12 protein-coding genes and 1 riboswitch are annotated in these 13,552 nt (G+C 70.2%); of the genes, 6 read left to right on the plus strand and 6 right to left on the minus strand.

The genetic code is table 11. The features are described from left to right. Positions 1 to 219 precede the first annotated feature (219 nt). Positions 220 to 1,764: a choice-of-anchor I family protein gene (locus ACTOQ2_RS03045; protein ID WP_440098100.1), complete on the minus strand. Its 1,545-nt coding sequence runs from the start codon at positions 1,762 to 1,764 to the stop codon at positions 220 to 222. A gap of 210 nt (positions 1,765 to 1,974) precedes the next feature. On the opposite strand from ACTOQ2_RS03045, the gene ACTOQ2_RS03050 reads away from it, so the two are divergent. From ACTOQ2_RS03050 to ACTOQ2_RS03075, 6 genes are all read left to right on the plus strand, one after another. Continuing rightward, complete coding sequence (locus ACTOQ2_RS03050) at positions 1,975 to 2,544, plus strand: TIGR03086 family metal-binding protein (RefSeq protein WP_440065965.1); 570 nt, start codon at positions 1,975 to 1,977, stop codon at positions 2,542 to 2,544. Between the two features lie 450 nt (positions 2,545 to 2,994). Continuing rightward, positions 2,995 to 3,591 (plus strand): HD domain-containing protein, encoded by a 597-nt coding sequence (locus ACTOQ2_RS03055; protein WP_440098102.1) that lies wholly within the window; start codon positions 2,995 to 2,997, stop codon positions 3,589 to 3,591. Positions 3,592 to 3,684: 93 nt separating this feature from the next. Beyond that, positions 3,685 to 4,485: a DeoR/GlpR family DNA-binding transcription regulator gene (locus tag ACTOQ2_RS03060; RefSeq protein ID WP_440098104.1), complete on the plus strand. Its 801-nt coding sequence runs from the start codon at positions 3,685 to 3,687 to the stop codon at positions 4,483 to 4,485. Further along, positions 4,482 to 5,561 carry a galactose-1-phosphate uridylyltransferase gene (gene galT / locus ACTOQ2_RS03065; RefSeq protein WP_440098106.1) on the plus strand — a complete coding sequence of 360 codons (1,080 nt, stop codon included), beginning with the start codon at positions 4,482 to 4,484 and terminating at the stop codon, positions 5,559 to 5,561. The genes ACTOQ2_RS03060 and galT overlap by 4 nt, the downstream gene beginning before the upstream one ends. A gap of 72 nt (positions 5,562 to 5,633) precedes the next feature. After that, positions 5,634 to 5,770, plus strand: a riboswitch (cyclic di-AMP (ydaO/yuaA leader). Positions 5,771 to 5,812: 42 nt separating this feature from the next. After that, positions 5,813 to 6,751 carry a coiled-coil domain-containing protein gene (locus ACTOQ2_RS03070; protein WP_440098108.1) on the plus strand — a complete coding sequence of 313 codons (939 nt, stop codon included), beginning with the start codon at positions 5,813 to 5,815 and terminating at the stop codon, positions 6,749 to 6,751. Between the two features lie 308 nt (positions 6,752 to 7,059). Further along, positions 7,060 to 8,250 (plus strand): RNA ligase RtcB family protein, encoded by a 1,191-nt coding sequence (locus tag ACTOQ2_RS03075; RefSeq protein ID WP_440098109.1) that lies wholly within the window; start codon positions 7,060 to 7,062, stop codon positions 8,248 to 8,250. An 82-nt stretch (positions 8,251 to 8,332) separates the two neighbouring features. Here ACTOQ2_RS03075 and ACTOQ2_RS03080 read toward each other — a convergent pair whose 3' ends face one another. The 5 genes from ACTOQ2_RS03080 to ACTOQ2_RS03100 all read right to left on the minus strand — a co-directional run bounded on the left by ACTOQ2_RS03080 (position 8,333) and on the right by ACTOQ2_RS03100 (position 13,521). Further along, entirely contained in the window at positions 8,333 to 8,695 is a 363-nt protein-coding gene (locus ACTOQ2_RS03080; protein WP_440098111.1) for a nuclear transport factor 2 family protein, read from the minus strand. 251 nt (positions 8,696 to 8,946) lie between these two features. Then, a complete protein-coding gene (locus tag ACTOQ2_RS03085) occupies positions 8,947 to 9,768 on the minus strand; it encodes an AfsR/SARP family transcriptional regulator (RefSeq protein ID WP_440098112.1) in 822 nt (273 codons plus the stop codon). Positions 9,769 to 11,053: 1,285 nt separating this feature from the next. Further along, entirely contained in the window at positions 11,054 to 12,091 is a 1,038-nt protein-coding gene (locus ACTOQ2_RS03090) for an aldo/keto reductase family protein (protein ID WP_440098113.1), read from the minus strand. 133 nt (positions 12,092 to 12,224) lie between these two features. After that, positions 12,225 to 12,806 carry a flavin reductase family protein gene (locus tag ACTOQ2_RS03095; protein ID WP_440098115.1) on the minus strand — a complete coding sequence of 194 codons (582 nt, stop codon included), beginning with the start codon at positions 12,804 to 12,806 and terminating at the stop codon, positions 12,225 to 12,227. 10 nt (positions 12,807 to 12,816) lie between these two features. Further along, a complete protein-coding gene (locus tag ACTOQ2_RS03100) occupies positions 12,817 to 13,521 on the minus strand; it encodes an SRPBCC domain-containing protein (protein WP_440065954.1) in 705 nt (234 codons plus the stop codon). Between the last annotated feature and the right edge of the window lie 31 nt (positions 13,522 to 13,552).

Genomic DNA, 13,552 nt, shown 5'->3' on the forward strand with positions numbered 1-13,552 from the left:
GCCACCCGTACGGGCCGCGATGCCGCCTCACGCGTCATCGCGGCCGTACGGCCAGGGCCTCACGCCTCACGCCTCACGCCTCATGCCTCACGCCTCACGCGTCATCGAACGTCCCCGCTTCGTCGGAGCCCGTACGCGGCGAAGCCCCACGCCGCGCGGATTCTCGCGGCGTGGGGCGGGCGTGCCGGCGCGGTCGCCGGGGCGGGGTCCGGCGGAGGTTCAGCGGATCTCGTAGACGGCGGTGGTACCGCTGACCTCGTTGCCGACCACCAGGAGCGGGCGGCGGGTGGGGCTGTCGGAGGCGGGGACGAACAGCACGCCCTCGGGACCGACGTCCCCGGCGGTGCCGTCCTCGATGGAGCCGCTGAGGTCACGGGTGTTGACGTACCCGGCCAGGCGCGGCGCCCGCGGGTCCCCCAGGTCGTAGGCGACGATCCCGCCGACCCGCTCCAGCCCGGCGAAGGCATAGGTCCGGCCGCGCACCTCGCCGACCGTGACCCCCTCGGGCTCGGGGCCCTTGTTGTCGCTGCGGCTGTCGAAGGAGTCGTCCTCCTCGTTGTCGGCGTTGAAGGCGTCGGGCAGCTCCTTGGCGACGAGCCGCTCCAGCTGGTCGCCGGAGTCCCAGACGAGCGCTCCCGAGGTGGATCTGATCGAGATCGAGCGGGCGCCGAACGCGTGCAGCTCGGTGTAGGCGCCGCTCGCGTTCCTGGGAGAGTCGGCGGCCACGTTCAGCCGGCCGAGCTCGGTGTCCTTCTTGAGGTTCTCGGCGTCGGGCAGCGCGAGGTCCAGCGACTTGACCCTGACCTCGTCGGCGTGGCAGTCCCATTCGCGCCCGTCGCCCTCGTTGGCGGTGACCAGGTAGGTCCGCCCGCGGTCACGGAAGTGCGCGATCGCGTCGGGCTGGTACATGCCCTTCACCGGCCGGGGCCTGATGTCGATCTTCCCGTCCTTGTCCGAGGCGTCGAACCCGGTCTTCGACCAGTCCTTCAGCCCCAGCGGGACGACGTCGCGGACCGCCGCCCGGTCCAGGTCGACGATCGCGAGCGCGTTGTTCTCCTGGAGGGTCACGTAGGCGGTGTCGCCCTCGACGGTGACGTACTCCGGCTCCAGGTCCCGGGCGGCGGTGGCGCCGGGGCCGGTGATCCGCACTCCCCTGGCCCGCAGCCGCTCCGCGTCGAACTTCGCGAACCCCGCGGTCCGCACCGTCCAGCGGCTCAGGTCGACGACGCTCACCGAACCCTCGGGGTCGGCCACCTCGCCCTCGCAGTAGGAGGACGGCTCCCCCTCGTTGGCCACGACCACCCGGCGCCCGTCCGGGGTGAAGGTCAGCATGTCGGGCAGCGCGCCCACGGTCACCTGCCTGAGCTTGCGCCCGCTCCGGGCGTCGAAGAAGGCGACGGTGCCCGGGTCGGTCTTGACCGCGGCCTGCTGGGCCACGGCGACCAGGCCGCGGCGCACCGCGACGCTGTTGGCGCCCGGGGTGGCCAGGGTGGCGACCTTGCGCGGCTTGCGCGGGTCGCGGATGTCGAGCACGTCGACGGTGCCGGCCTGCGCGTTCACCACGAAGACCCGGCGGGTCGAGGCGTCGTACGCGGTGATCTCCGAGGCGCCGGCGGCGACGGTACCGGTGGTGTAACGACCGAGGAAGGTCAGCTTGACGCCCCCGGGGCCGGATTCGGCGGCGGCCGGGGCCGCGGAGACGGGCATAAGGAGCAGGCCGGTGACCGCCGCGGCGGCCGCCCGGGTGAAAGTCGTGGTGCGCATGAGACGAATTTTCACGAAATATCGTGACTTCAACCTGACGTCGAGATGACCGCGGGATGAAGCCCCTCGGTCAGGTGTGCCCGGACCGATCCCCTAGGCAACCCCGGGCATGCCGGTCATGTCCGTTGACGCGATGACTACTGGCTGTTCAGGGGTTACGGTCAAGATGAGAGCCGGGAGGAAACCCGGGAGGGCATCGGGAGGGGCATGATGACCATCGACATACCCGAGGCTTACCAGCGCGCGCTCGACGACTTCGGCGCTCTCGTCCACCGGGTCGGCCCCGACCAGTGGGAGAACCCGACGCCGTGCGTCGACTGGAACGTGCACGCCCTGGTCAACCATGTGGTCGGCGAGAACCTGTGGGCCCCCGTGCTGCTCGCCGGGGGGACCTCCGCGGAGGTCGGCGACGCCTTCGAGGGGGACCTACTCGGCGACGACCCCATCAAGGCGTTCGACACCTCGGCCGTGCCCGCCATCCAGGCGGCGACGAACGTCCACGCCCTCGACCGCCTCGTCCACCTGCCGTTCGGCGACGTGCCCGGCCGGGAGTACGTCACCGAGCTGTTCGCCGACGCGCTCATCCACACGTGGGACCTGGCCCGCGCCATCGGCGCCGACGAACGGCTCGATCCCGAGCTGGTCGAGGCCTGCGCCGCCTGGTTCAGCCACGCGGAGCCCGGCTACCGGCAGGCCGCGCCCCCCGGAGGGCACCGGGAGGTGCCCTCCGGCACCGACGCGCAGACCCGGCTGCTGGCCTCCTGGGGCCGTCGCGCCTGACCGGCCGTTCCCCGGGCGCTCGCACCCGGCTCACGCGGGGAGGCCGTGGCCACTAGGCCGGCCGCTTGCCGTGATTGGCCTTGCGCTTCCTGCGGGCCTTGGCCTTACGCGCCCGTCTGCCCATGCCGACCACCCCTTCCCTGAGATTCTCCGAGGTCCCGCCGAGTCCCGCGAGGTCCGGCCCCTGCTCGGGGCCGTACGGGGCTCGATCTCACCGGCTCAGACCTTCACATTCCTCCCGGAACGCCGGTCGCACAAGGCCCGAACGACGATCCGCCCGACTCCGGTGGACCGCGTTCCCCCGGGTTTCCCCGGGTTCCCCCGGGTTTCCCCTGCGCTTCCTCGGCCTTTTCCCGGTCCTGACGTTCCGCACCCCGGCGCGCGGTCACGTGATCGATTTCGCGCCCCGTCCCTCCGGCACGGCACCGGCCGGGTTCTAGGCTCCGTCACATGAGCGAGAAGCTGATGGCCCGTTGGCGGTCCCTGGCCGGCCTCGGGGCCGACCCCCTCGGCAGCGAACTGATCACCCGGTACGACGAGCCGCACCGCAGATATCACACGACCGCCCACCTGGAGGCCGTACTCGACCACGTCGACGCCCTGGCCGGCCACGCCGAGCATCCGGACCTCGTACGGCTGGCGGCCTGGTTCCACGACGCCGTCTACGACCCCCGGCGCGGCGACAACGAGGAGCGGAGCGCGGGGCTGGCCGAGCGCGCGCTGCCGGAGATGGGACTGTCCGCGGAGGCCGTGGCGACGGTCGCCCGGCTGGTCAGGCTGACCGTCACGCACGACCCCGCGCCCGGCGACGCGGACGGGGCCGTGCTGTCCGACGCGGACCTGGCGATCCTGGGCGCGTCCCCGGAGGTCTACGCCGACTACGCGGCGGCCGTGCGCGAGGAGTACGGCTTCGTCCCCGACGACGCCTTCAGGGCCGGGCGGGCCGCCGTGCTGCGCTCGCTGCTCGACCTCCCGGCGATCTTCCGCGTCGCCGATCTGGAGGGGGCGGCGAGAGCGAACATCGAGGCGGAGCTTGAGCGACTGTGAGCGGTTAGCCACCAATACTCAACAACGTTTCGTGTTCTCGCCGTGGTAATTTGGTGGAATCTGGTGGATTAAGGGGAGCGAGGGGAGCGAAGCATGCTTGCCCAGCAGCGGCAGCAGGCGATCCTGGAGAGGGTGCGCAGTAGCGGCGGGGTCAGGGTCGCCGATCTCGTCCGGGAGCTCGGCGTGTCCGACATGACGATCCGGCGTGACCTCGAGGTGCTCTCCGAGCGCGGCCTGGTGGAGAAGGTCCACGGCGGCGCCACCGCCGCCGGGCCCGGCTCGACCGAGGAACCGGGCTTCGCCGCCAAGTCGGCGCGCCAGCAGGCGGAGAAGGAGACGATCGCCCAGCACGCCGCCGGGCTCGTCCGGCCCGCCACGGCGATCGCGCTCTCCGCGGGGACCACGACCTGGACGCTCGCCCACCACCTGGTCGACGTGCCCGAGCTGACCGTGATCACCAACTCGATCCGGATCGCCGACGTCTTCCACCGCTCCCCCAGGGCCGACCGCACGGTCGTGCTCACCGGCGGGATCCGCACCCCCTCCGACGCCCTGGTCGGCCCGGTCGCGGTCTCGGCGATCCGCGGGCTCCACGTCGACACCCTCTTCCTCGGCGTGCACGGGATGAGCACCCGCGCCGGGTTCACCACCCCCAACCTGCTGGAGGCCGAGACCAACCGCGAGCTGGTCGCCTCCGCGCACCGCCTGGTGGTGCTCGCCGACCACACCAAGTGGGGCACGGTCGGCATCAGCACCATCGCCCAGCTGGCCGAGGCCCACATCGTGGTCACCGACTCCGGCCTGACCGAGGAGGCCCGTGAGGAGATCGCCGCCTCGGTGGGCGAACTGATCATCACGGAACCCCAGCGAGAGAGCGAGATCGCCGGCCGATGAAACGCACGATCACCCACCTGGCCGACGGCCGGGAGCTCATCTACTTCGACCGGCGCGACGACGCCGACCGCGGAGCGGTCGACCGGCGCGACCTGCCGCCCCGCCCCGCCGCCTCCGAGCTGCGCTACGACCCGCTCACCGAGGAGTGGATCGCGGTGGCCGGGCACCGCCAGGGACGCACCTTCCTGCCCCCGGCCAGCGAGTGCCCGCTCTGCCCCTCCACCCCCGGCAACCTCACCGAGGTGCCCGCCTCCGAGTACGACGTGGTGGTCTTCGAGAACCGGTTCCCTTCGTTCTCCGCCCAGCCGGGCGAGCACCGGGAGATCGGCGGGCTGAGCGAGGTCCGTCCGGGGATCGGCAGGTGCGAGGTGGTCTGCTTCACCTCCGAGCACGACTCGTCGTTCTCGCGGCTCTCCCCCGAGCAGGTCGAGCTGGTCATGGAGGCCTGGGTCGACCGTACGGCGGAGCTGTCGGCGACGCCTGGCGTGGAGCAGGTGTTCTGCTTCGAGAACCGGGGAGCGGAGATCGGCATCACCCTGGCCCACCCGCACGGCCAGATCTACGCCTACCCCTACGTGACCCCGCGTACCAGGCTCACCCTCGGGGCGGCCGAGCGCCACCGGGAGCGGACCGGAGGCAACCTGTTCGCCGACGTCCTGGCCGCGGAGCGGGAGGCCGGTATCCGGGTGGTGGGCTCGAACGAGCACTGGACGGCTTTCGTCCCGGCCGCGGCGCGCTGGCCGGTGGAGGTTCACCTCTACCCGCACCGCCAGGTCCCCGACCTGGTCGCGCTGGAGGCCGAGGAGCGCGCGGCGTTCGGCCCCCTCTACACCGACGTGCTCCGCCGCCTCGACGGGCTGTTCGGCGTGCCCATGCCGTACATCGCGGCCTGGCACCAGGCGCCGGTCTCCACCGGCCGCGATCTGTCGTACGCGCACATGGAGCTGTTCAGCATCCGCCGCGCGCCGGACAAGCTGAAATACCTCGCCGGGTCGGAGTCGGCCATGGGCGCCTTCGTGAACGACGTGTCCCCCGAGGGAACAGCACAGCTTCTGCGCTCTGTCATCACGAACTGATTACCGCTTGGTCTCGTCTTGAGGTCGCATGACCTGCTGTTTACCACTACTATCCTTCCCACATCGGCTGTAAACGCTGATTTGCCTAATCCTGGGCGCCTCGCCCAGGAGCCGGGGAACCACCGCACCTGGGGTGAAACCACTTCGGTGGAAGGGCTTCCTCCAGCCCGAACCCGTCAGCTAACCCGGTAGGCGGAAGGAGAGGAGAGTTCGTGGCGGCCTCGTCCCCCACGTTCCGTCGGCATGCCGCTGTGGTCCTCTGTCTGAGCTCGATCGCGGCGTTCACCATCGGTGCCCCCACCGCGGGAAGCGCGGAACCCAAGCCGACCGAGGCCAAACTCCGTGCCGACCTGGCCAAACTCGGCAAGAAACTCGACGGGCTGATCGAGACCTACGCGGCCAAGCGCGAGTCCCTCAAGAAGGCGCAGAAGGCCGAGGCCGTCGCCAAGCAGAACCTGGGCAAGGCCGAGGAGATCTATGTCGAGGCCAAGAGGCAGGTCGACTCCATCGTCCAGCTCCGCTACCAGACCAGCAGCAGCGGAGGGCTGCCCGCGCTGATGTTCTCCGGCGACATGGGCGCCGCCGCGGTGATGGAACAGCTCACCGCCCAGCAGAGCGCCTACCTGGAGGGCTTCGCCGGCAGCCTCGAACGCAGGAAGAAGGCGTCGGAGACGGCGTCCAGGCTCACCGACGAGATCCGCGACGAGGCCAAGGAGGTGGAGGGCCGGCGCGAGGAGGCCGAGGACGTGATCCGCGACGTCAAGGACAAGCTCGACCGGCTCGCCCCCACCGGTTCCGGCCGCCGCTCCGACGGCAGCTGGGCCCCGCAGCTGCCCACCGGTGCCGACAACATCACCGACCGCACCCGGATCATGCGCGACGCCGTCATGCGGCGCTTCAGCCTCCCGTACTCCGTCGGCTGCTACCGGGCCGCCAACGACGGCGGCGAGCACCCCCTGGGCCGCGCCTGCGACTTCATGATGAGCACCGGCGGCACGATGCCCTCGGCCGCCAACCTCGCGCTGGGCGACGAGATCGCCGCCTGGGCCCTCAAGAACAGGACCAAGCTCGGCGTGAAGTACGTGATCTGGCGCCAGCGCATCAACCACGGCTCCGGCTGGCGCTTCATGTCGAATCGCGGCGGCATCACGGCCAACCACTTCGACCATCCGCACATCTCGATGTTCTGAGCAGCCGGGCCTCCGGCCTGCGGTGATGCTGTGTCGAGGGCATATCCAGGGCACCTGGCGGGTTTCCCGTTCGCCGATCTTCGGCGGGCGCGACGGAAGATGAGGGCCGCGGCGACGCACACGCCGTGAGATGGCAGTGAGTGCAGGCACACGGGTCCGTACGGCCGAAAACCGCTTGCCTCGGGGGTGGGGCTCGGGGAACGTGGTGTTCATGACGCTCTGACGGACAGCACCCCGTTACTTCGAGATGCCACGGCGCCGACGCTTTTCGTAATGCTGTCAGCCCATACCCTTTTGAGAGAGCCTTCTTGTCCCAGCGACACTCCCGGCAGGAGTCTCCGCCGCCGTCCACCGCGGCCGTGGGTCCGGCCACCGTCACCGTGTTCGCCTCCTCCACGAGCTGGATCGAGTCCGACGCCCTCGCGCAGTGCCACCAGGTGGCCGCCCTCGACGGCATGACGCACGTCGCCGCCATGCCGGACCTGCACCCCGGCAAGGGCGCCCCCATCGGCGCCGCCATGGCTTCGACCGTGCTGTACCCGTTCCTGGTGGGCTCCGACATCGGGTGCGGCATCGCCGTGTTCCCCATGAAGCTCAAGCGCGCCGTACCCGAGAAGCTCGCCGCCCGCTTCCCCGACCTCGATCGCGCGCTGGATCCCGAGCGGGATGCCGACGACCCCGCCTGGGCCGTGGTGAAGGGCGACATCCCCGCCGGTCACGTCGAGGGCCTCGGGACGGTCGGCCGGGGCAATCACTTCGTCGAGCTGGCGCGGATCGGGACCGTCTTCGAGCCGGACCACGCGAGCCGTCTCGGACTCACCGACGGCGACCTCGTTCTCATCGTCCACAGTGGTTCCCGAGGGCTGGGCGAACGGATCCTGCGGGCGCACACCGAAATCCACGGAGCGGGCCCCGCCCCCGATCCCGGCGCCTACCTGGCGATGCACGACGACGCCGTACGCTGGGGATCGCTCAACCGGCGGCTGATGGCCGCCCGGGTCGCCCATGCCCTGGGGGCCGAGCCCGCCGAGCCGCTCGTCGACCAGTGCCACAACCTGGTCGAGATCCGCGACGGGGCCTACCTGCACCGCAAGGGGGCGGCGCCGGGCGACGGCCGCGACGTGCTCATCGCCGGTACGCGAGGCACCCCTTCCTACCTCGTGGCCGCCCACGCCGGACCGGACGCCGGCCATTCCGTCGCGCACGGCGCGGGCCGCAAGATGTCGCGTGCGGACGCCCTGCGCCGGGGCAGGGCCAAGCACACGGTCGAGGAGTTGCGCCGCACGCCGGTGGGGTCACTGGTGGTGTGCGGAGACCGCCAGCTGCTCTTCGAGGAGGCGCCGACGGCCTACAAGCGCATCGAGCAGGTGATCTCCGACCTCGTCGACCACGAGCTGGCCACGCCCGTGGCCACCACGGTCCCTCTGGTCACCTACAAGACGCCCGACCTCGGGTCCACGCCCCAGCGGGACCAGCGCCGCAAGCGAGGCCGGTCGTGAGCGTCCACCTGCTCCTGTCGGCCGGGCGTGGCCCGCAGGAGTGCGCCTGGGCGCTGGCCGCGGATACGGTCTCGCCGGAGCCTCAGACCGCGTAGACGGGTGCGAGGTCGACGAATATGCGGTAGTCCGAGATCAGGCCGTCGTCGCGGGTGCGCCAGATCGACACGGCCACGACGCCGGCGTCCTTGCCGTCGAGCCGCCGGTAGGTCACCTCGGTCTCGGCGATGATGTCGGCGTCCACCTGCCAGTTCCTGACGATCCGGTGCCGCAGGCCGCCGATGGTGGAGAAGAACGCCCGCAACCCGGCGGCGATGGCCTCACGTCCCGCCATCGGCTCGGCGTTACCGAACACCAGCGTGGCGTCCTCGGCCAGCAACCGTACGAACTCGTCGGCGTCGAACGAGTCGACCGCCTGGAAAACGCGTCGCACCGCGTCGTCGGTCATGCCGATCCTTCCCCGCGCCGCCGGGATCACTGGTGGGGACGATACGGGGCGAAGGACGACGCGCAACTATCGCGAAGGTGGGTATCTCATCGCCGAAGGCTCGAAGATCTCCGAACCGGGGGCGCGGCGCGGTGGCCATGCCGGCACACCGCGCCGGCCCGCGGCTTCCAGGGTGTCCACCTCGCCGGGGCGCGTCCGGGATTTCCGGCACGCCCCGTGCGCGGTGGACGGCGCGGGCTCTCACACCGGGTTCACCGATGAGCGGCCTGGTGGGCCTCCCCCAGGCATTCCAGTACGGCGTCGGCGGACATCGGGAACGGATCCGACTGCAGGATCCGAGTGTGCATGGTGCTCATTTCCTGGCCCGGCAGGATTCCCAGTTCCCGGTCGAGCAGCACGACGGTCTCCCGGAACACCTCCAGCGCCTCCCCCTGGCGACCGGTCCGGTAGAGGGCGAGCATCAACAGGGTGCGGAAGCGTTCGTGGAACGGGAAACGCATGATCAGGCTTCGCAGCTCGGGTATGGTCTCGAAGTGGTTTCCGAGACCTATGTCCGCGCCGATGCGAAGCTCCAGGAGTGAGGTTCGCAGCTCTTCCAGGCGGCTGACCTCATGGGCCGCGACGGCGCTCTCGGCCAGGTCCACGTACGGCCTGCCGCGCCACATGTCGAGCGCCTCCGCGGAATAGCGCGCCAGGTCCTTCATGTCACGGCGGTGCTTGGCGTTCAGCGCCTGCTTGGCGAGCGCCTCGAACCTGTGGACGTCGAGTTCGTCGGGATAGGTGACCACCGCGTAGCCCTCACCCCGCTGCTGGATCCGGTCGTAGCCGAGAACGTGCCGTAGGCGGAACACATAGACCTGCATCGCCTTCCGCGGATTCTTGGGCTGTTCGGTCCACAAAATATCCGACAGCAGGGCGACGGGTACCGACTGCCCCGCTCTGCTGAGCAGGATGCTCAACAGCTTCCTCGGCTTCTGGGCCGGTACCGGCACCTCGACGCCGTTCACGATAACCGCCAGATCCCCGAGAACGTGGAACTGTACCTCGCCCTCCAGGAGGGTGTTAGGCGACATGCGTTGTCCTTCGCGGATGAGAAAGGGACGTCAGCCTCTTCATGTGAAGGTCGTTCCCTCCGCCGTGGTAGGCCGTCACGGAACGGCGGTCTTGCACGAGCCGGGATCGTCGGGTGCCGCGCTCGCGCCGGCCGATGACGGACGCGTACGACGGCTCGGCGAAGCGCCCTGTCACGATCAGGGCAGGGTCGTGCCACCGCGCTCGGAACGGGCGGCCTGCGACTCGATCAGAAACGGGAGCCGGTGGACCTCACCGGCCACGCACCCGAGGAAGACGATGCCGCCAAAGGGGTGGCGCCCGTCTCCGCGTCGCGGACGACGGACGAGAACTCGCCGCGAGCGCACCGACGGCGCCTGTGATCCCGGTGGGACCGCCGTGACCGGGCTGCGGGACGGCCACGGCTCAGGCGACGTCACTCCGGCGAGTGCGATCCTGTCAGAGCCGGTTCAGTGGAGAGCCGGCTCCGGAGCCGGACTTCCAGCCCGGGGTCGTACGAGCGGGACGTGACCGGCTTTGGCACGGCGGCCCCCCGGCCCGATCCCGTACGATCGCCCTTCCGCGTCTCCTTCGTTGACGCGCCGCGGCATTGACACGAGCAGTTCGCACCGGCGGCGCTCTAAGCCAGCCATGTGCCTATCTGCGGTAATTTCGATCTGTTTGAGAACACGAAAACGCACAGCCATCCGGTAGCCCCCATACCTCTTGTCTGCTTCCGGCCATTATACGTAAACGTCGGTCTCGATCTTCGTTTTACCCCAACCCAAAAAGTTGGGTTTACACCGAATACATGGCTGAGCGAATTAGGAACAGACCGTATACCTTTATAACGTCATGCTGTTACGGTGCCTCCCGGCGAGCATCGCGCCGGGGCACGGATTCCCGGCATGGCGGACCGCCACGGAAAATCGCGCTGAGCAGGTGAATCGCGGTAAGCGGGTATCGGACGGCGGGACGCGGACGATCGCGGCCACACGGTGACAGCCGGCGAGGACACGAATGCTTCGCCATGAGCTGAACCCTCGACAGGGCGCGGGACCGGCCGACGGCCACCGGACGTCCCGGCGCGCGTCAGGCCGTTCCAGAGGGCGGTTCCGGCATCCGCGCCAAAGGCGGGTTCGGCCGTGTGCCGACCGGGTTCCCCACCGGCCGGCAGGCGGCGGGCACCCGTCCTGCTCACGGGTACCGGCCCCGCGTGGGCCGGTACCCGCGCGAAGCCCCTTGCGACGTCCCCGCGGACGGGCACCCGCCCCCGGGACGTCCCCGCGGACGGGTGCCGGCCCCCGGCTAACCGTTTGCCGGTGCGGTTTTCATCCAGCTCGGCTTGACCGCCATCATCTGCGCGGTCTTGGCGGGATCCCGGTCGACGAGATCCCCGAGCACCTCGTCCACCCGCTTCAGGACGGCCTCGTCGATCGTCCTGCCGGACGCCGCGGCGTTCTCGGTCACCTGCTCGGGCCTGGTGGCACCGGCGACCACCGAGGAGACCCCCGGCTGCCGGAGCACCCAGGCGATCGCGAGCTGAGCGGCCGAGAGACCGCACTCCTCGGCGACGGGGCGCAGCTCCTGCACACGTTCGAGCAGCGGCGTACCCAGCACCCTGCGGATGAACGTGGGAGCCCGCCCGCCGGCCGTTCCCCGCGATCCGTCCGGCGGCTCCTGGCCGGGACGGTATTTGCCGGTCAGCACCCCCTGGGCGAGCGGCTGGAAGGCGAGCTGACCGATGCCCTCGCGCAGGCACAGCGGGACGATCTCCGGTTCGACGACCCGCCACAACATGTTGTACTGCGGCTGGTTGGAGACGATGCGGCTGCGCAACCCGAGGTCGCGGGCGATGGCCAGCGCCGACGCGATCTGCGGGGCCGTCCACTCGGAGACACCGAGATAGAGCACCTTGCCCTGGCGCACCAGGTCGTCGAAGGCGATCAGGGTCTCTTCCAGAGGGGTGGTCTCGTCGAAACGGTGCGCCTGGTAGAGATCGAGGTAGTCGGTACGCAGCCGGCGCAGGGACGCCTCGCAGGACTCCGCGATGTGCTTGCGGCTCAGGCCGCGGTCGTTCGGGCCGTCGCCGGTGGGCAGGCAGACCTTCGAGGCGAGGACCAGTGACGACCGCCTCACCCCGGCGAGTGCGGCGCCCAGCACCTCCTCGGCCGCCCCCTGCGCGTAGACGTCGGCGGTGTCGAAGGTGGTGATGCCGGCGTCGAGTGCCGCCCGGATGCACGCGACGGCCTGGTCCCGTTCCACCAGCTCGCCGTGGGTGAGCCAGTTTCCGAAGGTGACTTCACTGATCATCAGGCCGCTCTGCCCGAGGTGGCGATGTTCCATTGGTAGTCAGGATGCGGCGCTCTCCTTCGAGGAGCCCGTTTTCCCGATCCTCCTTTCACGATGAAGGTCACGATACTGGTCTGCACGCGGCGTCAAGGCGGATCGGTCGCGCGGGCGCCGGTCCACCGGCACGTCAGGACACGCGGCTCCGGCGCGACTTCCCGTTCGTGTGCTCGCCCGCCTCGCCTGGGCGCGCATCCTCCCGAGGGAGAGGCGAATCGCCTGGACGACCTCCGGAGAAGGCGGTGGCGAGCGGGTGGAAGGCCCTCTGGTAGTAGATCAGCGGAGCACCGTCGCGCACGCTGTACGCCTGTACCGCGCCGATGACGACCTCGTGGTCTCCCGCGGGAAGCACGCTGTGCACGGTGCACTCCAGCGAGAAGAGCGCGTCCGGGACGACCGGCGGGCCGTCCGGGGTGAGTGCCCCCCACGTGCCCTGGAACTTGTCCAGGGCCGTCGTCGCGAACAGGCGCGCCACGACGTCGTGGTGCTGGCGGAGCATGCTCACCGCGAAGCGTCCCGACTCGTGTACGGCGGGCAGCGTGCGCGCGGACCGCGCGAGGCACACCAGGATCAGCGGAGGTTCGGCGGAGACGGAGCAGAAGGCACTCACGGTCAGCCCGTGCGAGCCTTCCCGCTCCCCTCGTGCCGTGACGACCGTGACGCCGCTGGGAAACCGGGCGAGCGCGGCCCGGAAGCCGTCCACGGTGATCATCACCGGGACGTCATGCCGTGAACGGCCGCAGCACCAGTTCGACCGTGCGGTCCTGAAGGGTGAACGTCGCCTTCTGGCCGGGCACCGCGTCGTCGAGCCAGCGGTGGAAGTCCTCCATCTCCTTCAGCGTGACGCCGTCGATGGCGTGGATCTCGTCGCCGGGCTGGATGCCGACGAACTCGGCGGCAGAGTTGATCGCCACGTCCTGCACGACCATCCCGGTCTCCGGGGTGACCCCCAGGGGGATGATGCCCGTCTTGGGCGGCGTCAGCGTCTTGTGGAACTGGAACGGCCGGTGCTCCAGGTAGGCCGCGAGCCGCTCCAGGTAGTGCCACCAGTGGTGGTCGTACGCGTCGAACTCCACCCGGGAGCGGACCGAGTCACCGAAACCCGAGTGGCGCACCTTCACCTCGGTGCTGTCCTCGTTGACCTGGACGAACTCCACCTCCACGAGGGTGGGCTCGTCGTTCCCCGGCACGTCCCAGTCGTAGGAGCACGAAACGCCGGGATCGACCTCGCGCAGCGTCGCCGAGAAGACGAGGTCGACCCGCCCTCCCCGGTTGAAGTGCCAGCGAAGCGGGTCGCCCGGCTCGACCGGGATGCTCGCGTCGTGCAGGTTGAGCCAGGCGCGGACCTCCTTCGGGTCGGTCCAGGCCTGCCAGACGCGGTCCCGGCTCACCTTGATCTCGCGTGCCGTCGATGTTTCGAGTGCCATGACACCGTTCTCCATTCTTGGGATCCGCGCC

This window comes from Streptosporangium sp. H16, assembly GCF_051918855.1.
Lineage (GTDB): Bacteria > Actinomycetota > Actinomycetes > Streptosporangiales > Streptosporangiaceae > Streptosporangium.